The organism is Poseidonocella sp. HB161398, from assembly GCF_005870025.1.
Classification (GTDB): domain Bacteria; phylum Pseudomonadota; class Alphaproteobacteria; order Rhodobacterales; family Rhodobacteraceae; genus Mangrovicoccus.
On the sequence record NZ_VATA01000005.1, the window covers coordinates 24,587 to 49,625 of the forward strand.

Below are 25,039 nucleotides of genomic sequence, written 5' to 3' on the forward strand. Positions count from 1 at the left end.
CATGACCAACGCGATCATCCTGCTCTTCGGCTCCTTTGCCGTCCTCATGGTCATCGGCGTCCCCATCGCCTTCGCCATCGGCTCTGCCACCTTCCTGACCTTCCTGCTGTTCATGAGCTTCGACCAGTCGCTGTTCATCGTGGCACAGCAGATGGCCTCGGGGCTCGACAGCTTCACGCTGCTGGCGATTCCCTTCTTCATCCTCGCGGGCAACATCATGAACCGCGGCGGCATCGCCATGCGGCTGATCAATTTCGCCCAGGTGCTGGGCGGGCGCCTGCCGGGCGCGCTGGCGCATTGCAACGTCATCGCCAACATGATGTTCGGCTCGATCTCGGGCTCCGCGGTGGCCTCGGCCGCGGCCGTGGGCGGGGTGATGGCGCCGCTGCAGAAGAAAGAGGGCTATGACCCGGCCTTCTCGGCCGCCGTCAACATCGCCTCCTGCCCGACGGGGCTGCTGATTCCGCCCTCCACCACCTTCATCGTCTACTCGCTGATCACCGGCGGCACCTCGATCGCGGCGCTCTTCATGGCGGGCTACGTGCCCGGCATCCTGATGGGGCTCGGCCTGATGACGGTCGCGGGCTTCATCGCCAAGAAGCGCGGCTATCCGCTGGCGCCGAAGCCGACCCTCTGCCAGGTCTGGAAGTCCGCGCGCGACGCGATCCTGCCGCTCGGCCTGATCGTCGTGATCATGGGCGGCATCATCTCGGGCGCCTTCACCGCGACCGAGGCCTCTGCCGCGGCAGTGGTCTACACGCTCTTCCTGGCGCTGGTCTGGTACCGCGAGATCACCATCCGCGACCTGCCCGCGATCATCATGGAAAGCGCGGTGACGACCTCGATCGTGCTCCTGATGATCGGCGCGTCGATCGCGATGAGCCGGGTGATGGCCTTCGGCGGCATTCCCTACCTGATCTCCGACACGCTGCTGGCGCTCTCCGACAACCCGCTGGCGATTCTGCTGCTGATCAACATCGCGCTGCTGATCGTCGGCACCTTCATGGACATGACCCCGGCGCTGCTGATCTTCACCCCGATCTTCCTGCCAGTCGTCCAGAACCTCGGCATGGATCCGGTGCATTTCGGCGTGATGATGACGCTGAACCTGTGCATCGGCATCTGCACCCCGCCGGTCGGCTCGGCGCTCTTCGTCGGCTGCTCGGTCGGCAAGACCTCCATCGCCTCGGTGATCAAGCCGCTGCTTCCGTTCTATGCCGTACTCTTCGGCCTGCTGCTCCTGGTGACCTACGTGCCCTCGATCAGCCTGTTCCTGCCCCGCATTCTTGGTGTGTATCAATGAAGACCCTGACCGACTGGACCCTCAAGGACCGGACCGAAACCGGCGTCGAGATCCTGATCGACGGCCGCCACCTGCTGCTCGTCGCCGTGCTGGACGAGACCCTGTTCCGCGTCTCGCTCCTCAAGGACGGCAACTGGCGTCTGAACCGCGGCTGGTGCGTGGCCCCCGATGGCGAGATGCCCTGGGAGGGCCGCCTGCGCGACGATCTCTCGGGCCATCCCTGCCCGGATTTCGCGGTCGAGGAGGGCGAGTCGCTGGCGATCTCCACCGCGTCGATGCGGCTGGTGATCGAGCATCCGCTGCGCTTCGTCTGGCAGCGCCGGGACGGCGACGGCTGGGCGATGTTCGCCGAGGAGCGTCCGACCGGCGGCGTGATGCTCGGCCTGCGCGACAACAGCCACGGCCATTTCCTGCGCCGCTTCCCCGGCGAGAAGGTCTACGGCCTCGGCGAGAAGGCGGGCGACCTGGAGCGGTCCGGCCGCCGCTACGAGATGCGCAATCTCGACGCGATGGGCTATGACGCGGAGACCACCGACCCGCTCTACAAGCACATCCCCTTCACCCTGACCAAGACGCCCGAGCAGGGCTGCTGGTCGGTCTATTACGACAACATGGCTGGCGCCTGGTTCGATCTCGGCAACGAGCTCGACAACTACCACCTCGCCTATCGCGCCTACCGCGCCGAGGACGGCGATCTGGACTACTACATGCGGTGGGCGCCCTCGCTGACCGAGCTGGTCAAGGGCCAGGTCCGGCTGACCGGCGGCACCGCCTTCCCGCCGCGCTGGTCGCTGGGCTATTCCGGCTCGACCATGAGCTATACCGACGCCCCGGATGCGCAGGCGCAGCTGGAAAGCTTCCTCGCGCGGATCGAAGAGCATGACATTCCCTGCGACAGCTTCCAGATGTCCTCGGGCTACACCTCGATCGGGCCGAAGCGCTACGTCTTCAACTGGAACTTCAACAAGTGCCCGGACCCGAAGGCGATGTCGGCGAAATTCGCCGCCTCCGACGTGCACCTGATCGCCAATATCAAGCCCTGCCTGCTGCAGGACCATCCGCGCTATGCCGAAGCCGCCGAAGCGGGGCTCTTCGTGCGCGCCAGCCTGGAGATGGATCCCGATTGCGGGCCCGAGCATTCGATCTACTGGGACGATACCGGCTCGCATCTCGACTTCACCAATCCCGGCACGGTGGACTGGTGGAAGGACGGGGTCAGCTCGCAGCTGCTCGACTACGGCATCGGCTCCACTTGGAACGACAACAACGAATACGAGATCTGGGACGGGGCGGCGCAATGCGCGGGCTTCGGCGACGCGATCGACGTGTCGCTGATCCGTCCGGTGCATTCGGTGCTGATGACCCGCGCCAGCGAGGAGGCGCAGCGCGCCCACGCCCCGGAGAAGCGGCCCTACCTGATCTCGCGCTCGGGCATGCCGGGCATCCAGCGCCACGCCCAGACCTGGACCGGCGACAACCGCACCATGTGGAAGACCATCCGCTACAACATCCGGATGGGGCTCGGCCTGTCGATGTCGGGCATCTACAATATCGGCCATGATGTCGGCGGCTTCTCCGGCCCCCGTCCCGAGCCGGAGCTGTTCGTCCGCTGGGTGCAGAACGGCATCTTCCATCCGCGCTTCACCATCCATTCCTGGAATGACGACGCCACGGTGAACGAGCCCTGGATGTTCCCGGAGGTGACGCATCACATCCGCGACGCCATCAAGCTGCGCTACCGGCTGCTGCCCTATCTCTACACCCTGCTGTGGCAGGCGGCGGAGCAGGACGAGCCGATGATCCGCCCGGCCTTCATGGATTTCCCGGAGGACGAGGGCAGCTACGCGGAATGCGACGACTTCCTCCTCGGCCGCGACCTGCTGGTCGCCAACGTGGTCGAAGAGGGCGCGGCCACCCGCACCGTGCGCCTGCCGAAATGCCCGACCGGCTGGTGGGACTTCCACGCCGGCACCTGGCACGAGGGCGGCAGCACGCTGGTTCTGGATGTCGACCTGGGCTCCATGCCGCTCTTCGTGCGCGGCGGGGCGGTGATCCCGATGGGCAACTCCGCCACCCGCGCGCACCCGCAGGCCGAGACTGAGCGCGTGCTGGCCGTCTTCCCGGCGCCGGGCGCCTTCGAGGAGGCCAGCGTGATGTACGAGGATGATGGCGTGACCGAGGGCGGCGCCTCCTGCGTCACCACGCTGACCCTCAAGGGCACGGCCGAGGGCCTGTCCCTGGCCGCCGCCCGTTCGGGCGAGGGCGCGCCGGTGATCCCGGTGGCGAAGATCGTCCTGCCCGCGGGCGAGACCCGCAGCCTGCCCGGGGAGATCGCGCTGTGACCACGACCACCGTTCCGATCGCCTTCGACACCGAGGCGCTGGCGCCGCGCATCCTTCATCTGGGCTTCGGCGCCTTCGCCCGCGCCCATCCGATGGTCTATCTCTCCGAGGGCCTGGCGAAGGCCGGGGGCGACTGGGGCGTCGTGGCCGCGCGGCTGAATTCCGGGGTCGAGGCGATGGACGCGCTCGATGCCGCGGATGGCCGCTATCACGTGGCGGAGGCCGATGGCGAGGGCGTCACCCTGCGCGAGATCGGCGTCATCGCCGCCACCCGCCACCCGCGCCGCGACGGCGTGGACGCGATCCCCGACCTGATCGCCTCCGCGCCGATGTCGGTGATCCTGCTGACCATCACCGAGAAGGGCTACTGCGCCCGCTCGGGCGGGCTCGACCGCGAGAATGCCGGCGTCGTCGCCGACCTGGCCTCGCCGGAAGCGCCCGGCACCGCGATCGGCGTCATCGTCGAGGGCCTGGCGCGCCGCCGTGCCGCGGGCCTTGGCGGGCTGACCGTGCTCTCCTGCGACAACCAGCCGGAGAACGGCCATCTGACCCGGGCGGTGATCCTGGAATTCGCCGGCGCGCGCGACCCGGAGCTGGCCGCCTGGATCGGCGAAAGCTGCACCTTCCCCTGCTCGATGGTCGACCGGATCGTGCCGGCCATGACCGAGGAGAGCTACGCGCTGCTTGCCGGCGCGCTGGGGCGCGAGGATGCCAATGGCATCGTCTGCGAGCCCTTCCGGCAATGGGTGATCGAGGACAGCTTCGCCGCGGGCCGCCCGCCCTTCGCCGCGGGCGGCGCCGAGCTGGTCGCGGATGTCCGCCCGTTCGAGGAGATGAAGCTGCGCATGCTCAACGGGTCGCACACGATGCTGGCCTGCTACGGGCAGCTCGCGGGCCATGTCACCGTCGATGACTGCATGGGCGACCCGGCGCTGCGCGAGACCGCGCGCAAGCTGATGCTGGCGGAGCAGGCGCCGACCTTGTCGGTGCCGGAAAGCGTCGATCTGGGGGCCTATGCCGCCGCGCTGCTGACCCGCTTCGCCAATCCGCGTCTGCGCCACCGTCTGGACCAGATCGCCTCGGACACGTCGCAGAAGCTGCCGCAGCGGCTCCTGGCTCCGGCGCTGGCGCATCTGCAGAAGGGCGAGGGCTGGGAGGTCACCGCGCTCGGCATCGCCGCCTGGATCAAGCTCTTGGCCGAGGGCCGCGGCAGCGCCGATCCGCGCAAGGCCGAGCTCGAGGCCGCTGTCGCCGGGGAAGACCCCGTGGCTGCGGTGCTGGCGCTTCCGGGGCTCGTCCCGGCGGAGCTGGCGGCGGAACCCGGCTTCCTGCCGGGCGTCAGGGCGGCCTTCGCCCGGCTCTGAGCCGGGCCCGGCCTGAACGCCCGCCGCGCCAGCGCCTGCCGCGGTCCGGAACCTCTGGCTCCGGGCCAAGGCAGGCCGCCGCGTCCTAGCTGACGCAGCCCCGCGCATCGACCGCGATCTCGCGCTCGCCCAGCCACATCCGCGGGGCGAGCGCCACCACGGCGCAGGAATGCGCGGGCAGCACCGCGACCCGCTCGCCGACCGCCAGGATCCCGTCGGGATCGTCCACCACCCCGTGCTCTTCCGACAGCCGCGCGACCGTCAGCGCATGGCGCGTGCCGTGCCGTGTGACCTCGATCCGCCCGTGCCCGGCATCGCCGCCGGTGCCATGCGGCCCCTTGTCGGAGCTCAGCACCTTGCTGCCCGCATCGATCACCGCCCGGCCCGGCGCGGTGAAGAGCACCGTCGCCTCCACGGTCAGCGCGATCTCCTCTGCCGCGCAGAGGCCGAGCCGCACCGCGGTCAGGTCGAGCAGCGCGTAGTTGCCGGGCCGCATCTCGGCGGTGCCGGGCTGGACCGGCGCGCCGAGGCAGCTGGGGGTGGCGCCGACGGAGACCCGGCCCTCGGAGCCCAGATAGGGGGCGATCTCGGCCTGGACGGCGCGCAGCTGCGCCATCTCGCCCTCGGCGATCCGCGCCAGCGCTTCGGCATCACCGGCGCCATAGGCATGCCCGGCATGCGAGAGCAGCCCGAGGAAATCCAGCGAGGGCGAGGCGCCGAGCACCTGCGCCAGCACCGCGGCGGCGCCGCTTCCGGCGGTGACGCCGATGCGGTTCAGCCCGGTATCGACCTTCAGGAACACCCCGGCGCGGCAGCCCGCGCTGCGCGCGGCGGTCTCGAGCACCTCCAGATGCAGCGCATGGGCGGCGACGAAGCGCAGCGCGCAGCCGCTCTGGCCCGCGGCCTCCATCAGCTCGGCCGCGGCGGCGGAGCAGAGCAGCGGATAGGCGACGGTGACGGCCGGCAGGCCCGCGCGGACGAAGACCAGCGCCTCGGAGGGCTTCGAGGCGGTGACCCCGGCGGCCCCGGCGGCGATCTGCATCTGGGCGATCTCGATGCTCTTGTGGGTCTTCACATGCGGGTGCAGCGCCGCGCCCGCGCGCCGGGCGATCCCGGCCATGCGCTCGATATTCGCCGCGAGCTTGGCCGGGTTGATCCGGACCAGGGGCGTGCGCAGCGGGCGCGCGGCGGTTTGCGCCAGATGGGGGTCCGGAAATAGGGAATCCATGTGCCTGTGTCCTCCGCACTAGGGACCGACAGTGGAGCCCGCAGCCGGACGGAGGTCAAGCGCGAAGGGCCGGCCGCGATGGCGGCGGCCGGCCCCTTCCGTCATTCCGCCGCTTCGGCAGGCAGCTCGACCGTCACCGAAGGCACGCCATGGCGCGCGCGCAGCCCGTCGCGGTAGATCGCCTTGAAGAGCCCGGCGCACATCAGCACCATCACCACCGAGAAGGGCAGGGCGCCGATCACCATCGCCGTCTGGATCGCGGTCAGCCCGCCGACCAGCAGCAGCGCCGCGACCACCAGCCCCAGGACGACGCCCCAGAAGATGATATGCGGCCGCGCCTTCGGCCCCTCGTCGCCCGCCGCGTTGATCGTGTTGACGATCAGCACCGCGCTGTCGGCCGAGGTGACGAGATACGTCATCAGCAGGATGACGATCAGCACCGCCATGGCCCAGCCCAGCACGTCGCCCAGCATCAGCCCGGTCATGGTGAAGATCTTCGCCCCGTCGGTCGCCCCGAAGATCGCGCCGGCGGCCCCGCCGTTCAGCTCCATGTCGATCGCCGTGCCGCCGCCGAAGGAGAACCAGACGAAGCACATCAGCGAGGGCACGATCATCGCGCCGAGCACGAATTCCCGGATCGTCCGGCCGCGCGAGATGCGGGCGAGGAAGAGCCCGACGAAGGGCGCGAAGGCGACCCACCAGGCCCAGTAGAACACCGTCCAGCCGCCCTGCCAGCCCTCGAGCGCGGCGCCCATCTCGGTGCCGTCGCCGCGGTAGACGGTGAAGAGCATCGCGGGCAGGCTGGCGATGTAGTTCAGCGTGCCGAGAAACAGCGCCTGCATGCCGAACCAGGTGGCGCCGAACAGGATCAGGAAGCCCAGCAGGAAGATCGACAGCGCCATGTTGAGGTTCGACAGCCACTTGATCCCCTTGCCGACACCCGAGAGCGCCGAGAGGGTCGAGGCGCCCATGATGACGACGATGGCGACGATGATCCCCATGGTGGAGGCGTTGCCCTCCTCGTTGAGGAGCCAGCCGCCGATGCCGATCTTGCTCATGCCGGCGACGAACTGCTCGACGCCGAAGCCCAGCGTCTGCGCCACGCCGAGGATGGTGGCGATCACCGCGACGATGTCGACGAGATGGCCGAGCGGCCCGGAGAGGCGCGTCCCGAAGAGCGGCGTGAGCGAGGAGCGGATCGTCAGCGGCAGCCCGCGGCGATAGGTGAAATAGGCCAGCGACAGCCCGGCGATCGCATAGGAGGACCAGGCCGAGAAGCCCCAGTGGAGATAGCTCCACTTGTAGGCGTTCAGGAAGTTGTCCATCTCGCCCGCGGTGGCGAAGCCCTGGATCACGTCGGGATTGTTCTGGAAGTGGTAGATCGGCTCGGCCACGGCCCAGGTCAGCATGCCGACCCCGATGCCCGCGCCGAACATCATGGAGAACCAGGAGAAATTGTCGAATTCCGGCGTCTCGTCGTCATGGCCCAGCTTCAGACGGCCGGCCGCGGGCCAGAGTGCCAGCGCGATGCAGGCGATCACGAAAAGCGCCATCACGTAGACGTACCAGGCGGCGAAATTCGCCAGGATGAACTTGTTCAGCCCGCCCAGCACCGCGGCGGCCTGGCCGGGGAAGGCCACCGCCCAGAGCACCAGCCCGCCGACGGCGAGTTTCGAGGTCACGGTCACGTCGAGCGAGAAGCCGTGGTAGAACCCGCCCTCGGCTGTCTTGATCGGCAGGTCCGAGAGGGGAGGTTCGAGTTTTGCCATTTGCGTTTCCCTGTTCTGCGGGCGGTTATCGCGGTCCCGGCGGCGCCGCCCTGCGCCCGGCCGGGAGGGTCGTGCCGTGCGGCGCTATTCGCCGCGCGGGAAGCGTGCGTTCTCCTCGACGACGTTGAGGTCCATGTGGTTGCGCATGTAGCGCTCGGAGGCCTTCTGCAGCGGCTGGTAGTCCCAGGGGAAATAGCTGCCGTTGCGCAGCGCCTCGTAGACGATCCAGCGCCGCGCCTGGGAATGGCGCACCTCGGCGTCGAACCGCGCCAGGTCCCAGCGCGCGGCGGCCAGCGCGCGGAACTGCTCCAGCGTGGCGGCATGCGCCGGATCGGCGGCGAGGTTCTGCAGCTCGTGCGGATCGGCCGCGAGGTCGAAGAGCTGCTCTGGGTCCAGGTCGCAGGCGGTGTACTTCCACCGGCCCTCGCGCAGGCAGACCATCGGCGCATAGCTCGCCTCGGCGGCGTATTCCATCGCCACCGGCCCGCGCGTGCCGCCATTCGCCAGCGGCACCAGGCTCTCGCCGTCTGTCCAGTCGCGGATCTCGTCCAGGCTGATCCCGGCGAGGTCGCAGAGCGTCGGGCAGATGTCGATATTGCTGACCGGCGTGTCGATGCGCCCCGCGGGCATCTGCGGCGCGGCGATCATCACCGGCACGCGCGCGGCGCCCTCGAGGAAGGACATCTTGAACCACAGCCCGCGCTCGCCCAGCATGTCGCCATGGTCGGAGACCAGCAGGATGATCGTGTTCTCCTCCTGGCGGATGCCGCGCAGCGCCTCCATCACCTCGCCGATCTTGTCGTCGAGATAGGAGATATTGGCGAAATAGGCGCGGCGCGACCGGCGGATGTCATCCTCGGTGATGTCGAAGCTCTTCCAGTCATTGGCGTCGAAGATGCGCTGCGAATGCGGGTCCTGGTTGCCGTAGCCCAGATCCGCCACCTCGGGCAGCAGGTGCTCGCACTCCTCGTAGAGGTCCCAGTATTTCCGCCGCGCCACATAGGGGTCGTGCGGATGGGTGAAGCTGACCGTCAGGCACCAGGGGCGGGCGTCATGGCCGCGGCCCAGATCGTAGATCTTGCGGGTGGCGTGATAGGCGACCTCGTCGTCGTATTCCATCTGGTTGGAGATCTCGGCCACGCCCGAGCCGGTCACCGAGCCCATGTTGTGGTACCACCATTCGATCCGCTCGCCCGGCTTGCGGTAGTCGGGCGTCCAGCCGAAATCCGGCGGGTAGATGTCGGTGGTCAGGCGCTCCTCGAAGCCGTGCAGCTGGTCGGGACCGACGAAATGCATCTTGCCCGACAGGCAGGTCTGGTAGCCCGCGCGGCGCAGGTGATGGGCATAGGTCGGGATCGAGGAGGCGAATTCCGCGGCATTGTCGTAGACCCCGGTGCGCGACGGCAGCTGGCCCGACATGTAGCTGGCGCGGCCCGGCGCGCAGAGCGGCGAGGCGGTATAGGCATTGCGGAACCGGGTGGAGCGCGCCGCCAGTGCGCGGATATTGGGGACATGCAGGAACTCCGCCGGGCCGTCGGGAAAGAAGGTCCCGTTGAGCTGGTCGACCATGAAGATCAGGATGTTCGGGCGGGTGCTGGCGGTCATCGGGTCTCGTCACTACGCGGCCGTCACGGGCAGGGCCCGCGCGGCGGTTCAGGGGGATTCATGAGGCTGTCCGCGGGAACCTAGTTGACTTCCGGTAAAATTCATCGGGAATTCGCCTAATGCCGGATATTGGGAAAGCTTATACCAACCTCTCGCGGCACAGCGCCGATCTGTGCCTCTTCCTGCTGGTCGCCGAATGCGGCCAGCTCTCGCGCGCGGCCGGGCTGGCGGGGCTGTCGCAGCCGCGGCTGAGCCAGCGGATCCGCGCGCTGGAGGAGGCGCTCGGCCGCGCGCTCTTCCAGCGCCACCGCCGCGGCGTGACGCTGACCCGCGAGGGGCGCGAGCTGGCCGAGGCGGTGGCGCCGCATCTGGGCGGCGCCGCGCTGGCCTTCGAGCGGCTGGCGCGGCCGCGGCGCCGCGCCGCTGTGGTGATCGAGACCGACCTGGCCTTCGCCGGGTTCCGCTTCCTGCCGGCCTTCCCTTCGCTCTGCGCCGATTTTCCCGATCTCGGCCTGTCGCTGATGACCCGGCAGCTGCCCGGGCACGAGGCGCCGGGCGAGGCCGATCTGGCCGTGCGGATCGAGCCCGCGGGGACCGACAGCGACCTGCGGCGGCAGCTCTTCCCCGAGCGGGTCGGCGTGGTCTGCAGCCCCGGCTTCCGCGCCGCCCATCCGCGCCTGGCCGCGCCCGCCGACCTGATCGGCCTGCCGCTGATCGAGCTCTCCTCGGCCGGGGCGCCGCCCTGGTTCACCTGGACGAGCTGGCTGCGCCATTTTGGGCTGGAGCTGCCGCGCCAGGCGGAACGGATCAGCTTCAACAGCTACGACCATGTCATCCAGGCGGCGCAGGAGGGGCTGGGCCTGGCGCTCGGCTGGCGCGGGCTGACCGATGCGCGGCTGCAATCGGGGCTGCTGTGCCCGGCCATCCCGCAGGAGGCCGAGAGCGGCATGGCCTATGTGCTGAGCGTGACCGGCTCCGCGGCGCGGCCCGAAGTGCGCGCGGTTTTCGACTGGATCGCCGCCCGGCTGGGCGGCTGAAATGGCGGCGCTGCGGCTCTGCCGCCCTCTTGCCTGCGCCGGGACGCGGGCGGATACTGCGCCATGATCGGCGATCTGGTGAATGCGCTCGGCGGGGTCGGGCTGTTCCTTTTCGGGATGTTCTGGCTGACCGACAGCCTGCACGCGCTGGCCGGGCAGAGGCTGCGCGCGGCGCTGGCCCGCTTCACCCGGACCCCCCTGAGCGGCGCGGCGACCGGCGCCGTGACGACCGCGCTGATCCAGTCCTCCAGCGCCACCACCGTCACCGCCGTCGGCTTCGTCAGCGCCGGGCTGCTCAGCTTTCCGCAGGCGCTCGGCATCATCTTCGGCGCCAATATCGGCACCACGCTGACCGGCTGGCTGGTGGCGATCCTCGGCTTCAAGCTGGATCTGGGCGCGGTCTGCCTGCCGCTGGTCTTCCTCGGCGCGGTCCTCCGGCTCTCGGGCGGGGCGCGGCGGCCGCAGATCGGCACGGCGCTGGCGGGCTTCGCGCTGATCTTCCTCGGGATCGAGGTGCTGAAGGACAGCCTCGCAGGCTTCGAAGGCCTCGTCACCCCGGAGGATTTCCCGCGCGACAGCCTCTGGGGCCGGGCCGAGCTGGTGCTGGCCGGGGCGCTGATCACGCTGGTGACGCAATCCTCCAGCGCGGGCGTGGCGGCGGCACTGGCGGCGCTCGGCGCCGGGGCGGTCAGCCTGCCGCAGGCGATGGCGCTGGTGATCGGCATGGATGTCGGCACCACCTTCACCGCGGTCCTCGCCACGCTCGGCGGCTCGACCGCGGCGCGGCGCACCGGCGCCTCGCATGTGATCTACAACCTGCTGACCGGGGTCATGGCCTTCGTCCTGCTCGGCCCGGCCGCGGCGCTTCTGGGGCCGGGCGGCGCGGAACTCGACGGGCAGATCGCGCTGGTCGCCTTCCATTCGGGATTCAACATCCTCGGCGTGGTCCTGGTCCTGCCCGTCGCCGGTCCCTTCGCGCGGCTGGTCACGGCGCTGGTCCCGGCGCGCGGCCCGGTGCTGACCGGCAGCCTCGGCCCCGAGATGCTGCGCGACCCCGAGGCGGCGGCGGATGCGGCGGTCACGGCGCTCGAGGCGGTGGCCGCCGCCCAGACCGGCTACCTGGCGGCGCGGCTGGGCCATCGGGAGGCCAGGCGCGAGGACCGCGAGGCGCTGCGCGCCCTGGCCGAGGCGCTGCCGGAGCTGCGCCGCTTCACCGACGCGATCCCGCCCGCCGCCGGCACCGCGCCCGCCCCCGAGCGGCTGGTTTCGGTGCTGCATGTGCTCGACCATCTCGGCCGGCTCTATTTCCGCGCGACGGAAGAGGCGCGGATCGCGGCGCTGCAGGAGGACCGGCAGCTGCGGCGGCTCGCGCGCCTGCTTGCGGCCTCGGCCGCGGCGGCAAGTGCCGATCTGGCGGCGGCAGAGCCGCAGCTCAACAAGCTCCAGCGGCTGATGCGGCGCCAGCGCGAACGCTACCGCAGCCGCATCCTGGCCGGGGCGCGCCAGGGCGGTCCCGGCGGCGAGGCGCTGGCCCGGCGGCTGGAGGCAATGCGCTGGCTGCAGCGCTGCAGCTACCATCTTTGGCGCATTTCCGGTCACATGGCCCAGATCCGCGCCGGCCGCGGCCCGGTTTCGCCCCGGCGGGAGGCGGCGCTCGATGTTCTGGCGGATTGACGCCACGGCCGCTACGGCAGGCGGCCCTGCGGCTTGAAGCGGATGCGGATAATATGAGACAAAACAGTTTCATGCGGGGGAGGGGCCGCCGCAGGCCGGAACAGGGGGCAGGACAGGGCAGAGATGGCTGAGTGCAGGGGGGCCGGGCAGTGACCGGGGACGGGGTTCAGGTGATTTTCGGCCAGGGCGCGGCGCAGTTCGGCCTGGCCGGGTTCGAGACCGCCCATGGCCGGATGGCCGATGACGGCGAGCCGCTTACCGGCGCGTTCGAGCTCTATGACACGTTCGACGCCCAGGTGGCCGCGGCGGGGCGGCTGCTGGTCTCGACCGAGGCGGGGCTGGCGCTGCTCGGTGACGCCGCGGCGCGGCCCGAGCAGCCGCCCGCGCCGCCCGGCTTCCTCGACCGGATGCCCGAGGGCGCGGTGACGCGGGCGCTGGCCGGCAAGGTCTCGCGGCTGCGCGCACTGATGCCGGTCGCCTCGGGGATCGCCACGCGGCGGCGGCTGAAGCTGGTCGATGACGAGGGCAAGACGCTGGTGCGATGCGAGCTGTGGGATCTCGCCCCCGCCGGGGGGATGCCGGTCTCGGTGGTGACGCTGGCGGCGCTGCGCGGCTACGGCAAGGCGCTGCGGCGGCTCCTGCGCGAGCTCGAGGCGCTGCGCGGCCCGGGCGCGCGGAACGCGGCCGAAGCGGCGGCGCTGCTGCGCGGCGAGGATCCGCAGGCCCCGCCCGCCACCCGCGCGGTGATGGCGGCCGACGAGCCCGCGCTCGGGGCGGCCACCGGCATCATCCGCGCCCAGCTGGCCATCGCCCGCCGCCAGGAGCCGGGCATCATCGCCGATATCGACAGCGAATTCCTGCATGACTACCGCGTCGCGCTGCGCCGCACCCGCTCGGTCGTGTCGCTCTTCAAGGGCGTCTTCTCCGGCGAGGAGACCGCGATGCTGAAGGCGCGCTTCGGCGCGGTGATGGCGCGCACCGGGCGGCTGCGCGACCTCGACGTCTACCTGCTGGAGCGGGAGACCTATCTGGACTTGGTGCCGCCCTCGCGCCGCGCCGGGCTCGGCAAGCTCTTCGACCGCTTCGCCGCCGAGCGCGACGGCGAGCAGGCCAAGCTCGCCGCCTGGCTTGGCTCCAAGGGCTATGCCCGCGAGATCGGCCGGCTGGAGCGGCATTTCGAGCGCAGCGGCCGGCTGGAACCGGGGCCGATGGCGGAGCGCCCGGCGCTCGGCTATGCCCGCGGCCTGATCTGGAAGCGCTATTCCAGGGTCTGCAAGCTGGCCCAGGGCATCGCCACCTGTCCCGACGAGCAGGTCCACGAGCTGCGCATCCACTGCAAGAAGCTGCGCTACCTGATGGAGTTCTTCGCCCCGCTCTTCGACAGCCGCGAGGTCAAGGGGCTGATCAAGGAGCTGAAGAAGCTGCAGGACAATCTGGGGCTCTTCAACGACTATTCGGTGCAGCAGGCGGCGCTGGAGGAGGCCTCCGGCAAGGTCGCGGCCGATCCCGGTCCCGACATGGTGGAGATCGCCGCGGGCATCGGCGCGCTGATCACCGTGCTGAACCAGCGGCAGCAGGAGGAGCGCGGCCGCGTCGCCGCCTCCTTCGCCGCCTTCGACAGCGAGGACACGCGCGCGCGGTTCCGCGAACTCTTCAAACCGGGGGAAGACAGGGCATGAAGATCGTCGCCTGCTATTCGAACAAGGGCGGCGTCGGCAAGACCGCCACATCGGTGAACCTGGCCCACGGGCTGGCGCGCCAGGGCAAGCGCGTGCTGCTGTGCGATCTCGACCCGCAGGGCGCCTCGAGCTTCTATTTCCGGGTGAAGCCGTCGAGGAAGCTGACCGAGGGGCGGTTCTTCACCGACGTCAAGCGCTTCACCGGCGCGATCCGCGGCAGCGATTTCGACAATCTCGACATCCTGCCCGCCAATATGACCTTCCGCGATTTCGACGTCTTCCTGTCGCGGATGAAGAACAGCCGCTCGCGGCTGAAGAAGGCGCTGGCCGGGGTCGGCAGCGACTACGACATCATCCTGCTGGACTGCCCGCCGAACATCTCCACCCTGTCGGAGAACGTGTTCAAGTGCGCCGACGCGATCCTGGTGCCGGTGATCCCGACCACGCTGTCGGAGCGGACCTTCGAGCAGCTCCTCGGCTTCTTCGCCGAGCGCGGGTTGCCGAAGAAGAAGATCCTCGGCTTCTTCTCGATGGTCCAGGGCACCAAGAAGCTGCATGGCGAGACCATGGCCGGGTTGCGCAAGGCCCATCCGAAGCGGCTCCTCGACATCGCCGTGCCCTTCGCCTCGGAGATCGAGAAGATGGGCGTGCACCGCGCGCCGGTGGCCGATTTCGCCCCGGCCGGAAGCGCGGCGGTCCGCGCCTATGGGGCGCTCTGCGACGCGCTGTCCAAGCGGCTCTAGCGGCGGGCCGCTGTCATGCGGCTGTTACCTCGCCGTGATCTATGGCGCCGTTCGCAGGAGGGGCCGGATCATGGCGGAGACGCTCGAGGCGGAAATGACGGGGGTCGCCGGGATGGCGGCCGCGCTGGGGGCGGAGCTTGCCGCGCTGCGGGCAGACGTGGCGGCCGAGGCGGCGGCGACGCGGGCCGGATGGTGTCCCGATGGCGCCCCGGAGCGGGCGGGCTTTGCCGCGCAGCTGGAGAACCTGGCGGCCTATCTGGCGCTGCGGCGGCGCGACCTGACCGGGCTGCAGGCGGGGCTGGCGGGGCTCGGCCTGTCGTCGCTCGGCCGGTCCGAGGCGCATGTGCTGGGCACGCTCGACGCGGTGACGGCGGCGCTGGCCGCGCTGGCGGGACGCGCGCCCGATCCCGCGCGGCCGCTGCCCGCGGCCGGGGGCTTCGCGGCCCGCGTGGCGGCGGAGCGCGACGCGATCTTCGGCGCCGATCCGCACGGGCCGCAGACCCGGATCATGGCGACCCTGCCTTCCGGGGCGGCCGAGGATCCGGCGCTGGTCGCCGGGCTGATCGGGGCCGGGGCGACCGCGCTTCGGATCAACTGCGCCTATGACACGCCGGAGGCCTGGCGCGCGATGGCGGCACTGGCGCGTGCCGCCGCGAAGCGCAGCGGCACCGATCTGCGCATCGTCATGGACCTGGCCGGACCCAAGGTGCGGCTCGCCGAGATGCGCGTGACCGAGACCTTCCTCGCCCGCGAGAAGCCCGGACGGCTGAAGCGGCTGCGCAAGGCCGGGCTCGCCCCGGAGCGCGAGGGCGGGCGCTTCCTTTCCGGCGACCGGCTGCGGCTGGTGCGGCGCCTCTCCGCGGAGCCCGCCGGGGCGGAGGCCGTGCCGAGCCATCCCGAACTGCTGATCGCCGCGGTCGAGGGCGCGCGGATCTGGTTCGACGACGGCAAGCTCCCGGGGCGGATCGTCGATTGCGATGCCGATCACGCGCTGGTCGAATTCTCGGACCTGCCCCCGGAGGGCGTGCGGCTGAAGCCCGGGAAGGGCGTCAACCTGCCCGGCGCGCCGCTCGGCATCCCGGCGCTCGATGCCGCCGATCTGGAGGCGCTCGATATCGTGGCGGAGATCGCCGACGCGATCGGCTTCTCCTTCGTGCAGGTGCCGCAGGACATCCGCGATCTGCGCCGCGCGCTGGCAGAGCGGCTGCCCGACGGGCGGGTGCCGCCTGCGCTGGTGCTGAAGATCGAGACCGGGCTGGCCGTCGCCAACCTGCCGCGGCTGATCGCCGAGGCCGGTGCCGCGGGGCCGGTGGCGGTGATGATCGCCCGCGGCGACCTGGCGGTGGAGATCGGGCTGGCGCGGCTCGCCGAGATCCAGGAGGAGATCCTGTGGCTCTGCGAGGCGGCGGGCGTGCCGGTGGTCTGGGCGACCCAGGTGCTGGAGACGCTGGCCAGGGAGGGCCGCGCCACCCGTGCCGAGGCGACCGATGCTGCGATGGGCCAGCGCGCCGAATGCGTGATGCTGAACAAGGGGCCGCATGCCGCCGAGGCGGTCGCCTTCCTGCGCGGCATCCTCGGGCAGATGGACCGGCACCATGCCAAGAAGTCCGCCCGCCTCGGCCCGCTGAACGCCTGGCACGCCCCGCCCGGGGCGTGACCGGCCCGGATCCTGCGCAAAACCGGAAGCCGTGCCCGATTTCCGGCGCCGCGGCCCGGCCCGGGATGCTAGGACAGGGCATGCTCTTCGACCTGCCCGATCACGACACGCTCTATGCCGCCCTTCTCGCCCGCGATCCGCGCTACGAGGGCCAGGCCTATGTCTGCGTCTCCACCACCGGCATCTTCTGCCGGCTGACCTGCCCGGCGCGCAAGCCGCGGTCCGAAAACTGCAGCTTCCGCGCGACGGTGGCCGACTGCCTCGATGCCGGGTACCGCCCCTGCAAGCGCTGTCGGCCGCTGGGCTCGGGCGATCCGGCGGTGGCGGCGCTGGTCGCCGCGCTCGAGGCCGATCCCGCCCGCCGCTGGAGCGAGCGCGATGTCGAGGCGGCCGGGCACGATCCCTCGACGATCCGCCGCGCCTTCAAGCGGCAATTCGGCATGACCTTCCTGGAGATGGCGCGGCTCCGGCGGCTGCGCGCGGGCTTCGGCACGCTGGAGGAGGGCGGCAAGGTCATCGCCGCCCAGCTGGAGGCGGGGTTCAGCTCGGCCAGCGCCTTCCGCGCCGCCTTCGCCCGGCTCACCGGTAGCGCCCCGGGCGAGCTGCGCGCCGGGCGGCGGCTGTCGGCGACCTGGATCCCGACGCCCCTGGGCGACATGATCGCGGTGGCGGACCGGACGCATCTGCACCTGCTGGAATTCCTCGACCGCAAGGCGCTGCCGGCAGAGCTGCGCCAGCTGGCCCGCGACGCGAAGGAGCCGATCGGCATCGGCCGCATGCCACCGGCCGAACAGGCCGCGGAAGAGCTCGCGGGGTATTTCGAGGCGCGGCCGCAGCGCTTCGCCACGCCGCTCGCCCCGGGCGGCACGGCCTTCTCGCGCCGGGTCTGGGAGGCGCTCTGCGAGATCCCGGCCGGTCAGACCCGCAGCTATGGCGCGCTGGCCCGCGAGATCGGCCGCCCCTCGGCGGTGCGCGCCGTGGCCCGCGCCAATGGCGCCAACCGGATCGCGATCCTGATCCCCTGCCACCGGGTGATCGGCGCCGACGGCACGCTGACGGGCTATGGCGGCGGGCTCTGGCGCAAGGAGCGGCTGATCGCGATCGAGGCGGCGCTCGGCCGCGGCGGGGCGGCGGCGGTTACCCCGGCAGAGGAGACATGCGCCAGGCCCTGACCTCGAAGCCGCCCGCGCGGGCGCCGCGGATCCGGAGACCGCAAAGCCCTGCCCGGCGGCCAACCTGTCGATGCTCTTCGCCGATGCGCCCTTCGCCCGGCGCTTCGGGCGCGCCCGCATGGCGGGTTTCGCCGCCGTCGAATGCCGTTTTCCCTATGCCCATCCCGCGGCGGAGCTTGGCGCGGCGGGGCTGGAGATGACCGAGATCAACGCGCCGCCCGGGGACTGGACGGCGGGCGGGCGGGGCCTTGCCGCGCGGCCCGGGGGCGAAGCGGAATTCGGGGTCGGCCTCGAGCGGGCGCTCGGCTACGCGGTCACGCTGGGCGCGCCGCGGATCCACGTGCTGCCGGGCGTCACGCAGGCGCTGGACCGGGCGGCCTGGCTGCGCAGCATGCGCCTGGCCGCCGCCCGCGCCGCCGCCGGGATCGCGATTTCCGTCGGGCGCTGAACACACGGGCGGGGCCGGGCTATTTCCTCTGCCGCCAGGACCCTGCGCTGGCGCTGATCGCGCGGCTCGGGCGCGGCAATGTCCCGCGGCGGTTCGACGTCTGCCACACGCAGATCATGGAGGGCGGCCTCCTGCGCCGGATCGACCGGCCGAAGGGCGCCTGCGGCCATGTCCGGATTGCCGGCGTCTCCGCCCGCCATGAGCCGGACGAGGGCGAGCTGACCTGCCCGGCGATCTTCGGGGCCTTCGACCGGGCGGGCCTTGCCGCGCCCCTGGGCAGCGCATGCCACCCCCGCGGGCGGACCGGGGACGGGCTGGGCCGGGCGCTGCCCTGCCTTCAGCCGCCGGTCACGCGCTGAAGAAGCCGCGCAGCGCGGCCAGCACCTCTTCGGGGCGTTCCTCCTGCAGGGTGTGGCCGCAATCGAGCGCATGGCCGCGGACATCCCCGGCCTTCTCGCGCCAGGTCTCGAGCACGTCGTAGAGCTGCCCCACCGTGCCCTGCGCCCCCCACAGCGCCAGCAGCGGCGCGGCGAGCTTGCGGCCGGCATCGGCGGCGTCATGCTCCAGGTCGATCCCCGCGGAGGCGCGGTAGTCCTCGCAGATCGCATGCCGCGTCGCGGGGTCCATGTAGCAGCGCAGGTACTCGGCGAAGGCGGCGGGCCCGGTCGCGCCGGGGGTCTTCGACTGGCCGTCGATGTGGCGGCGCAGGAAGAATTCCGGATCGCCCGCGATCAGCCGCTCGGGCAGGGGGGCGGGCTGGATCAGGAAGAACCACCAGAAATAGCGCGTGGCGAAGTTGCGGTCGGTGCGGGCATACATGGTCGCGGTCGGCGCGATGTCGAGCACGGCGAGCCGCGACACCGCCTGCGGATGGTCCAGCGCCAGCCGGTGCGCCACCCGCCCGCCGCGGTCATGGCCCGCCACGGCGAAGCGGGGATGCCCCAGCGCCGCCATCAGCCCGGCCATGTCCGCCGCCATCGCGCGCTTGGAATAGCTGGCGTGATCCGGCCCGCCCTCTGGCTTGGCGCTGTCGCCATGGCCGCGCAGGTCGGCGGCAATGACGGTGAAGTCCCGCGCCAGCGCCGGGGCGATCTTGCGCCAGGTGACATGGGTCTGCGGATGGCCGTGCAGCAAGAGGAGCGGCGGGCCCTTGCCCGCCATCGCCAGCCGCAGCGCGGGCCCCTCCGCGGGGCGGTAGTCGCGCAGCGCGAAGCCCTCGAGGAAGGGCGACGGTCCGAGCTCTGCGAATCCGGTCATGGCGGGCCTCATGCAAGCCAGGGGCTGGCGGCGAGGTGGCGGCGCTCGAAGCGCCGGATCTCCTCCGCCTGCTCCAGGGTCTGCCCGATCGCGTCGCGCCCGTCCAGCAGCGCGCGGCGCCGCGCGGGCTCGATCTCGAAGCGGATGGTCCGCTCCGGCAGGGCGATCTCCTGCCGCTCCAGGTCGACGGCTATCCCGAGCCCCGGTGCCGCCCGGACGCGCTCTGCCAGCGCCAGGGCTTCGGCGCCCGGCAGCGCAATGGCCAGAAGCCCGTTGCGCGCGCAATTGTCGAAGAAGATGCCGGCGAAGCTGGGGCCGATCAGCGCCCGGATGCCGTATTGCGCGAGCCCCCAGACCGCATGCTCGCGGCTGGAGCCGCAGCCGAAATTCGGCCCCGTCACCAGGAAGCGGGCGCCGCGGGTCTCCGGACGGTTCAGCACGAAATCCGGCCGTTCGCGCCCCGCGCCGTCGAAGCGCAGGTCGTGGAACAGCCCGCGCGCCAGCCCGCTGCGGTCGATGCCCTTCAGGAACTGCTTGGGCATGATGACATCGGTGTCGATATTGGCGGCGGGCAGCGCGGCGGCGATACCGCCGAGGCGGGTGAAGGGCTCCATCTCAGGTCTCCGTCTCGTAGGCGCGGCTGTCGGCCAGGTGCCCGGCCAGCGCGGCGGCGGCCACCATGGCCGGGCTCATCAGGTGGGTGCGGCTGCCGCTGCCCTGCCGCCCCTCGAAATTGCGGTTGGTCGAGGAGGCGCAGCGCGCACCGGGCGGCAGCACGTCGTCATTCATCGCCAGGCACATCGAGCAGCCGGGTTCGCGCCAGTCGAAGCCCGCGGCGCGGAAGATCCGGTCGAGCCCCTCGGCCTCGGCCTGGCGGCGCACGGCGCGCGATCCCGGCACGACGATGCCCGCGACACCGGGCGCGATGCGGCGGCCGCGCAGGATGCGGGCGGCGTCGCGCAGGTCCTCGATCCGGGCATTGGTGCAGGAGCCGATGAAGGCATGGCCGATGGCGATCTCCGCCGCCGCCTGACCCGGGCGCAGCCCCATGTAGCCGAGCGCCCGCTCCATGCCGCGGCGGCGCTCCGGGTCGGGCTCGGCCGCGGGGTCGGGGATGCGCCCGCCCGCCGGGATCGCCTGGTCCGGGCTGGTGCCCCAGCTCAGCATCGGCGCGATCCCGGCCGCATCGAGCGCCACCTCGCGGCCGAAGACCGCGCCGGGATCGCTGGCCAGCCCCTCCCAGGCGGCGCGCGCGGCCTGCCAGGCAGCGCCCTGCGGCGCATGCGGCCGGCCTTCCAGATAGGCGAAGACCGTCTCGTCGGGCGCGACCAGCGCGCCGCGGGCGCCGCATTCCACCGCCATGTTGCAGATCGTCATCCGCGCCTCGACGCTCAGCGCGCGGATTGCGCTGCCCTGGAACTCGATCGCATGGCCCTGGGCCCCGTCCGCGCCGATCCGGGCGATCAGCGCCATGACGATGTCCTTCGCGCGCACCCCGGCGCCGAGGCGTCCCTCGACCGTGACCCGCATGGTTTCCAGCCGCCGGTAGGCAAGGGTCTGGGTGGCCAGGTAGTGCTCGATATCCGAGGTGCCGATGCCGAAGCCGAGCGCGCCGAAGGCGCCGTAGGTCGTGGTGTGGCTGTCCCCCGCCGCGATCACCATGCCGGGCAGGACCCGGCCGGTCTCGGCCATCACCACATGCTCGATCCCCTGTCCGGGATGCAGCGCGTCGTACATCTCGATGCCGAAATCGCGGCAGTTCGCGGCGAAATAGGACATCTGCCGCGCGGCGCCGGGATCGGTGCGGCCGCCTGCGCGCGCGCTCCGGGTCGGGTTGACATGATCCACCGTGCCAAGCGCCGCGCCCGGCCGCCAGACCCGCCGTCCGGCCTCGCGCAGCCCGGTGAAGGCCTGGGGCGAGGTGTATTCGTTCAGCACCGTGCGGTCGACATAGAGCAGCAGCGTGCCGGCCGCCGCGTCGAGCGGGCGCACCGCATGGCTGTCGACCAGCTTGTCATAGAGCGTGCGGGGTCTTTCCATCTGGCGGTCCTCCATGGGCATGGCACCGGGCTACGCCCTTGCGCACGCAAAGTCCCATGCCGAACCGGCACCAATTCATGCCGGTTCGAGAGGCAGGCGGCAGGAAATCATGCTATTGCAGTCCGACAGCGATGCCGGATCGGCAATGAAAGCCGGGAATGGCCATCGGCAATAGGGGCCATAAATCTGCATCGGCACGAAGGGCCTTAGATGAGCATCGTCACGAAGGGTCGGAAATGCGCATCGGCACGGAGGGCCGTAGATGAGCATCGGCACGGAGGGCCGTAGATGTGCACCGGCACGAAGGGCCGTAAATGAGCATCGGCACGAAGGGCCGCAAATAGGCATCGGCACGGAGGGGCGGCAATGAACGAGACATGGCTGGAGGATTTCCGCGCGCTGGCGGAGGAGCTGAACTTCTCCCGCGCGGCGGAGCGGCGCAACATCACCCAGCCGGCCTTCGGCCGCCGCATCCGCGCGCTGGAGGACTGGTGCGGCCAGCCTCTGGTCGACCGCAGCTCGCACCGGCTGGCCCTGACCCCGGCGGGCGAGGTCGTGGAGGAGGCGGCGGGCGATCTCCTGCGCCGGATCGCCCGGCTGCGGCGCGATCTGCGGGAGCTGGAGACCGGGACCGGCACGCTGACCGTAGCGGCGACCCAGGCGCTGTCCTTCAGCTTCTTTCCCGGCTGGTTCGCCCAGGCGGGCGAGGGCGTGGCGGTGCATCTGCTGGCCGACAACATGCTGGCCTGCGAGCGGCTGATGGAGGAGGGGCGGGCGCAGTTCCTGCTCTGCCATATCCATCCGCAGATGCCGCTGGCGCTGCCCGCCGCGCGCTACCGCAGCCTCGCGCTGGCGGCCGACCGGCTGGTGCCGGTCTCGGTGCCGGGGCCCGGGGGCGGCGCGCGCTTCGCTCCGGCTGCGGGCGCGGAGCTGCCGTTTCTCGCCTTCGACGAACGCTCGGGGCTGGGGCGGATCCTGGCCTCCGGATTGGCGGAGCGGCTCGGCGGGGCGGGGCTGCGGCCGGTCTTCACCTCGCATCTGGCGATGGCGCTGCGGACCATGGCGCTGGAAGGGCGCGGGCTGGCCTGGCTGCCGCTGAGCCTGGTCGAGGCCGATATCGCCGCCGGACGGCTGGTCCTTGCCGGGGCGGAGGACTGGCAGCTCGACGTCGCCATCGTGCTCATCCGGCCGCGGGCGCGGCTGGCGCCCCTGGCCGAGGCGTTCTGGCGCCGCATCGCGCCCTGAGCCGGACCCGGCTTGGCCCCGGTTCAGGCCGGGCGCAGCGGCGGGCGGTTGAAGGTCTTGCAGATCAGGTAGCGCGAGGGCGCGCGCCCGAGGGCGCCGAACCATTGCGGCACATGCGGCCCCATCCAGATCGCGTCCCCCGCCGTCACCGGGTACCAGCGGTCGTCCAGCCGGTAGATCCCGCCGCCGTCGAGCATCAGGAGCCCGTGCTCCATCACATGGGTCTCGACATAGGGCAGCGTCGCGCCGGGATGGAAGCTCATCACGTTCACTTCGAAATCGAAGGCCGGATCGGTGGGCAGCATCTTCTGCACGGTGAGCCAGTCATCGCCCTTCAGCGGCAGGCCGGGGCAGTCGGAAAGCTGTCCCGTCAGCGCGCCGGGCACCGGCCCGAGCGGCTCGAAGCGCCATTCGAAGACCGCGGCGCGGCTGCCCGGCGCGAAGGCGATCCGCAGAGGGCTCTCGGGGGGCAGGAAGGCGAAGCCCTCGGGGGCAAGCGCGGCCCCGTCGGACAGCTCCGCCCCGCCCTCGAGGCAGAAGACGAAGCGCGCGATGCCGGGCCCGGCCGGCTCCGCCGCCGCCGGTCCGCTGCAGCGCATCAGCGACATCGCGTGGCGCGCGCCCATATCCGGGGAGACCAGCACGGCGATCTCCGCCCCGGGCCAGCCGGGCAGCGGGATCCATTCATGGCTCTCGGGCGTCAGCAGCGCATGGCGCGGGCAGATCTCGGACCGGGTGGCGCCGAGGCGGGACAGGGGCGCGGGCATGGCGGGCTCTCCATCTGGCAGTCGCCGACCGCTCTAGCGGCGGGGCGGAAGGCTGGCAATGGCGCGGATCGGCGCCGGCCCCGCCGCGCCCGGCCGGGGCGGCGGACTGGCCCGATCCGGCGACGCTATGGCTGCCGGGCGCTGCGGGCAGCCGGGTCGGGCCTTGGCCGGGGCCGCGACAGACCCTGGGATCAGCGCGCCCCGGCCGCCTGCCGCCGCAACCGCAGCCGCGCGGCAAGCGCCGAGAAGAGCGGCAGCGCCACCAGCACCACGCAGATCGCGATCAGCGCCGCCGAGATCGGCCGCTCGAGGAAGATCGACCAGGACCCGCGGCTGATCATCAGGCTGCGGCGCAGGTTCTCCTCGAGGATCGGCCCCAGGATCAGCCCGAAGGCCAGGGGCGTCACAGGCAGCGACAGCCGCGAGAAGACGAAGCCGACCACGCCGAAGGCGACCATCACGTAGACATCGTTCATGTCGTTGCGGATCGCGAAGGCGCCGATCACGCAGAAGACCGCGATGAAGACATGCATCAGCTGCGGCGGGATCTTCGTCACCAGCACCGAGACCCGGATCATGCCGATCCCGAAGACCAGCGTCGCCACCAGCGCCAGGAGCACCGAGGCGTAGATCCAGCTGACGAAGGTCGGATCCTTGGCGAAGAGCAGCGGCCCCGGGGTCAGCCCGTGCACCATCAGCGCGCCCATCAGCACCGCGGTGATCGTGTCGCCCGGCACGCCGAGCGCGATCAGCGGCACCAGCGAGCCGCCGACCGAGGCGGAGTTCGCCGCCTCGGGCGCCACCAGCCCGTCGGGATGGCCGGTGCCGAATTTCTCGGGCTCCTTCGACAGGCGGCGCTCCTGCGCATAGGCGATCGAGACCGCCACCGCCGAGCCCGCCGCCGGGATCGCGCCGATGAAAGTGCCGATGAAAGAGCCGCGCAGCATCACCTTCCAGCGCGAGACGAGGTCGGAGACCGGCACGAAGATGCGCCCGATCGAGGGGCGCGCCGAGGTGCCCTGGCGGAACTCGGCCAGGTTCTGCAGGATCTCGCCCAGGCCGAAGAGGCCGATGATGACCGGGATCAGGTTGAAGCCCGATTGCAGCGCGGGCACGTCCATGGTCATCCGCTGCGCATCGGTCAGGTTGTCGAATCCGACCATGCCCAGCATCACGCCGATCAGCCCGACCACGGTGGCGACAAGCGTCGATCCGTTCGAGGCGAAGGACAGCATCACGATCCCGAAAAGCGCCACCGCGGCGAATTCCGGGCTGCGGAAATTGGTGGCGAAGCCCGCCAGCACCGGGGCCAGCACGACCAGCATGGCCAGCCCGATCATGCCGCCGATGGTGGAGGCGACCAGCGCATAGGTCAGCGCCTGCCCGGCCTTGCCCTGCTGCGTCATCGGGAAGCCGTCGACCTGGGTGAAGATCGAGGCCGGGGTGCCGGGCAGCTTCATCAGGATCGCCGAGACCGAGCCGCCATAGACGCTCGACATGAAGATCGAGATCAGGAACAGGATCGCCGGCCCGGGCTCCATGCCGAAGGTCACCGGCATCAGGATGGCCAGCGCCATGGTGGAGGAGATGCCGGGCACCGCGCCGAGGATCAGGCCCAGCACCGCGCCGATGGCGATCAGCCCCAGCATGGCCGGATCGGTGGCGAAGCCCGCCAGCGTGTCGAGGAATGTCGAAAGCAGCATGGGGAT

20 protein-coding genes are annotated in these 25,039 nt (G+C 71.3%); 12 read left to right on the forward strand and 8 right to left on the reverse strand.

The window, feature by feature from the left end; genetic code table 11:
- The first annotated feature begins 1 nt into the window (after position 1).
- Genes FGX59_RS05970 through FGX59_RS05980 form a run of 3 tightly spaced genes read left to right on the forward strand, consistent with a single transcriptional unit; the run spans position 2 to position 5,009 of the window.
- On the forward strand, positions 2-1,303 hold the full coding sequence (locus FGX59_RS05970; protein WP_138465612.1) for a TRAP transporter large permease: 1,302 nt from the start codon (positions 2-4) through the stop codon (positions 1,301-1,303).
- Positions 1,300-3,645 (forward strand): TIM-barrel domain-containing protein, encoded by a 2,346-nt coding sequence (locus tag FGX59_RS05975; RefSeq protein WP_138465613.1) that lies wholly within the window; start codon positions 1,300-1,302, stop codon positions 3,643-3,645. Before FGX59_RS05970 ends, FGX59_RS05975 begins: the two co-directional genes overlap by 4 nt.
- Positions 3,642-5,009 (forward strand): mannitol dehydrogenase family protein, encoded by a 1,368-nt coding sequence (locus FGX59_RS05980; protein ID WP_138465614.1) that lies wholly within the window; start codon positions 3,642-3,644, stop codon positions 5,007-5,009. The genes FGX59_RS05975 and FGX59_RS05980 overlap by 4 nt, the downstream gene beginning before the upstream one ends.
- An 85-nt stretch (positions 5,010-5,094) precedes the next feature.
- On the opposite strand, the gene FGX59_RS05985 is transcribed toward FGX59_RS05980, so the two are convergent.
- The 3 genes from FGX59_RS05985 to betC form a co-directional block, all read right to left on the reverse strand.
- Positions 5,095-6,237 (reverse strand): alanine racemase, encoded by a 1,143-nt coding sequence (locus FGX59_RS05985; protein WP_138465615.1) that lies wholly within the window; start codon positions 6,235-6,237, stop codon positions 5,095-5,097.
- Positions 6,238-6,338: 101 nt separating this feature from the next.
- The gene (locus FGX59_RS05990; protein ID WP_138465616.1) at positions 6,339-8,006 is read right to left on the reverse strand and encodes a BCCT family transporter; all 1,668 of its coding nucleotides are present in this window, start codon (positions 8,004-8,006) and stop codon (positions 6,339-6,341) included.
- Positions 8,007-8,090: 84 nt separating this feature from the next.
- Entirely contained in the window at positions 8,091-9,611 is a 1,521-nt protein-coding gene (betC, locus tag FGX59_RS05995) for a choline-sulfatase (protein ID WP_138465617.1), read from the reverse strand.
- A 119-nt stretch (positions 9,612-9,730) separates the two neighbouring features.
- Here betC and FGX59_RS06000 point away from each other — a divergent pair, with 119 nt between their 5' ends.
- The 8 genes from FGX59_RS06000 (at position 9,731) to FGX59_RS06035 (ending at position 18,380) form a co-directional block, all read left to right on the forward strand.
- Positions 9,731-10,648, forward strand: coding sequence for a LysR family transcriptional regulator (locus FGX59_RS06000; protein ID WP_138465618.1), 918 nt, complete (start codon positions 9,731-9,733; stop codon positions 10,646-10,648).
- 63 nt (positions 10,649-10,711) lie between these two features.
- Positions 10,712-12,322, forward strand: coding sequence for a Na/Pi cotransporter family protein (locus FGX59_RS06005; RefSeq protein ID WP_138465619.1), 1,611 nt, complete (start codon positions 10,712-10,714; stop codon positions 12,320-12,322).
- 149 nt (positions 12,323-12,471) lie between these two features.
- The gene (locus FGX59_RS06010) at positions 12,472-14,001 is read left to right on the forward strand and encodes a CHAD domain-containing protein (protein WP_240722281.1); all 1,530 of its coding nucleotides are present in this window, start codon (positions 12,472-12,474) and stop codon (positions 13,999-14,001) included.
- Positions 13,998-14,744 carry a ParA family protein gene (locus FGX59_RS06015; protein ID WP_138465620.1) on the forward strand — a complete coding sequence of 249 codons (747 nt, stop codon included), beginning with the start codon at positions 13,998-14,000 and terminating at the stop codon, positions 14,742-14,744. The genes FGX59_RS06010 and FGX59_RS06015 overlap by 4 nt, the downstream gene beginning before the upstream one ends.
- A gap of 70 nt (positions 14,745-14,814) precedes the next feature.
- A complete protein-coding gene (locus FGX59_RS06020) occupies positions 14,815-16,401 on the forward strand; it encodes a pyruvate kinase (protein ID WP_206078291.1) in 1,587 nt (528 codons plus the stop codon).
- Positions 16,402-16,481: 80 nt separating this feature from the next.
- Positions 16,482-17,573 (forward strand): bifunctional transcriptional activator/DNA repair enzyme AdaA, encoded by a 1,092-nt coding sequence (locus FGX59_RS06025; protein WP_138465621.1) that lies wholly within the window; start codon positions 16,482-16,484, stop codon positions 17,571-17,573.
- A 70-nt stretch (positions 17,574-17,643) separates the two neighbouring features.
- Positions 17,644-18,021: a hypothetical protein gene (locus tag FGX59_RS06030; protein ID WP_138465622.1), complete on the forward strand. Its 378-nt coding sequence runs from the start codon at positions 17,644-17,646 to the stop codon at positions 18,019-18,021.
- 116 nt (positions 18,022-18,137) lie between these two features.
- Positions 18,138-18,380, forward strand: coding sequence for a hypothetical protein (locus tag FGX59_RS06035; protein ID WP_138465623.1), 243 nt, complete (start codon positions 18,138-18,140; stop codon positions 18,378-18,380).
- Here the strand turns inward: FGX59_RS06035 and FGX59_RS06040 are convergent.
- The 3 genes from FGX59_RS06040 to leuC are packed head-to-tail and all read right to left on the reverse strand — an operon-like array spanning position 18,370 to position 21,318.
- Positions 18,370-19,278: an alpha/beta fold hydrolase gene (locus tag FGX59_RS06040; RefSeq protein WP_138465624.1), complete on the reverse strand. Its 909-nt coding sequence runs from the start codon at positions 19,276-19,278 to the stop codon at positions 18,370-18,372. The genes FGX59_RS06035 and FGX59_RS06040 overlap by 11 nt on opposite strands.
- 8 nt (positions 19,279-19,286) lie before the next feature.
- On the reverse strand, positions 19,287-19,892 hold the full coding sequence (gene leuD, locus FGX59_RS06045) for a 3-isopropylmalate dehydratase small subunit (RefSeq protein WP_138465625.1): 606 nt from the start codon (positions 19,890-19,892) through the stop codon (positions 19,287-19,289).
- Between the two features lies 1 nt (position 19,893).
- Entirely contained in the window at positions 19,894-21,318 is a 1,425-nt protein-coding gene (gene leuC / locus FGX59_RS06050) for a 3-isopropylmalate dehydratase large subunit (RefSeq protein ID WP_138465626.1), read from the reverse strand.
- 366 nt (positions 21,319-21,684) lie between these two features.
- Between leuC and FGX59_RS06055 the strand changes: the two genes are divergently transcribed.
- Positions 21,685-22,563 (forward strand): LysR family transcriptional regulator, encoded by an 879-nt coding sequence (locus tag FGX59_RS06055; protein ID WP_138465627.1) that lies wholly within the window; start codon positions 21,685-21,687, stop codon positions 22,561-22,563.
- 23 nt (positions 22,564-22,586) lie between these two features.
- Here FGX59_RS06055 and allE read toward each other — a convergent pair whose 3' ends face one another.
- The gene (gene allE / locus FGX59_RS06060; protein ID WP_138465628.1) at positions 22,587-23,330 is read right to left on the reverse strand and encodes a (S)-ureidoglycine aminohydrolase; all 744 of its coding nucleotides are present in this window, start codon (positions 23,328-23,330) and stop codon (positions 22,587-22,589) included.
- 191 nt (positions 23,331-23,521) lie between these two features.
- Positions 23,522-25,033, reverse strand: coding sequence for a tripartite tricarboxylate transporter permease (locus FGX59_RS06065; protein WP_138465629.1), 1,512 nt, complete (start codon positions 25,031-25,033; stop codon positions 23,522-23,524).
- Between the last annotated feature and the right edge of the window lie 6 nt (positions 25,034-25,039).

Bases quoted from the DNA above. Each gene is read 5' to 3' on its own strand.
- FGX59_RS06025 (WP_138465621.1), top strand. From the start codon at position 16,482: ATGCTCTTCGACCTGCCCGATCACGACACGCTCTATGCCGCCCTTCTC.
- FGX59_RS05970 (WP_138465612.1), top strand. From the start codon at position 2: ATGACCAACGCGATCATCCTGCTCTTCGGCTCCTTTGCCGTCCTCATG.
- FGX59_RS06055 (WP_138465627.1), top strand. From the start codon at position 21,685: ATGAACGAGACATGGCTGGAGGATTTCCGCGCGCTGGCGGAGGAGCTG.
- allE (WP_138465628.1), bottom strand. From the start codon at position 23,330: ATGCCCGCGCCCCTGTCCCGCCTCGGCGCCACCCGGTCCGAGATCTGC.
- FGX59_RS06035 (WP_138465623.1), top strand. From the start codon at position 18,138: ATGGAGGGCGGCCTCCTGCGCCGGATCGACCGGCCGAAGGGCGCCTGC.
- leuC (WP_138465626.1), bottom strand. From the start codon at position 21,318: ATGGAAAGACCCCGCACGCTCTATGACAAGCTGGTCGACAGCCATGCG.
- FGX59_RS05985 (WP_138465615.1), bottom strand. From the start codon at position 6,237: ATGGATTCCCTATTTCCGGACCCCCATCTGGCGCAAACCGCCGCGCGC.
- betC (WP_138465617.1), bottom strand. From the start codon at position 9,611: ATGACCGCCAGCACCCGCCCGAACATCCTGATCTTCATGGTCGACCAG.
- FGX59_RS06015 (WP_138465620.1), top strand. From the start codon at position 13,998: ATGAAGATCGTCGCCTGCTATTCGAACAAGGGCGGCGTCGGCAAGACC.
- FGX59_RS05990 (WP_138465616.1), bottom strand. From the start codon at position 8,006: ATGGCAAAACTCGAACCTCCCCTCTCGGACCTGCCGATCAAGACAGCC.
- FGX59_RS06030 (WP_138465622.1), top strand. From the start codon at position 17,644: ATGCTCTTCGCCGATGCGCCCTTCGCCCGGCGCTTCGGGCGCGCCCGC.
- FGX59_RS06005 (WP_138465619.1), top strand. From the start codon at position 10,712: ATGATCGGCGATCTGGTGAATGCGCTCGGCGGGGTCGGGCTGTTCCTT.
- FGX59_RS06040 (WP_138465624.1), bottom strand. From the start codon at position 19,278: ATGACCGGATTCGCAGAGCTCGGACCGTCGCCCTTCCTCGAGGGCTTC.
- leuD (WP_138465625.1), bottom strand. From the start codon at position 19,892: ATGGAGCCCTTCACCCGCCTCGGCGGTATCGCCGCCGCGCTGCCCGCC.
- FGX59_RS06065 (WP_138465629.1), bottom strand. From the start codon at position 25,033: ATGCTGCTTTCGACATTCCTCGACACGCTGGCGGGCTTCGCCACCGAT.
- FGX59_RS06000 (WP_138465618.1), top strand. From the start codon at position 9,731: ATGCCGGATATTGGGAAAGCTTATACCAACCTCTCGCGGCACAGCGCC.
- FGX59_RS05975 (WP_138465613.1), top strand. From the start codon at position 1,300: ATGAAGACCCTGACCGACTGGACCCTCAAGGACCGGACCGAAACCGGC.
- FGX59_RS06020 (WP_206078291.1), top strand. From the start codon at position 14,815: ATGGCGGAGACGCTCGAGGCGGAAATGACGGGGGTCGCCGGGATGGCG.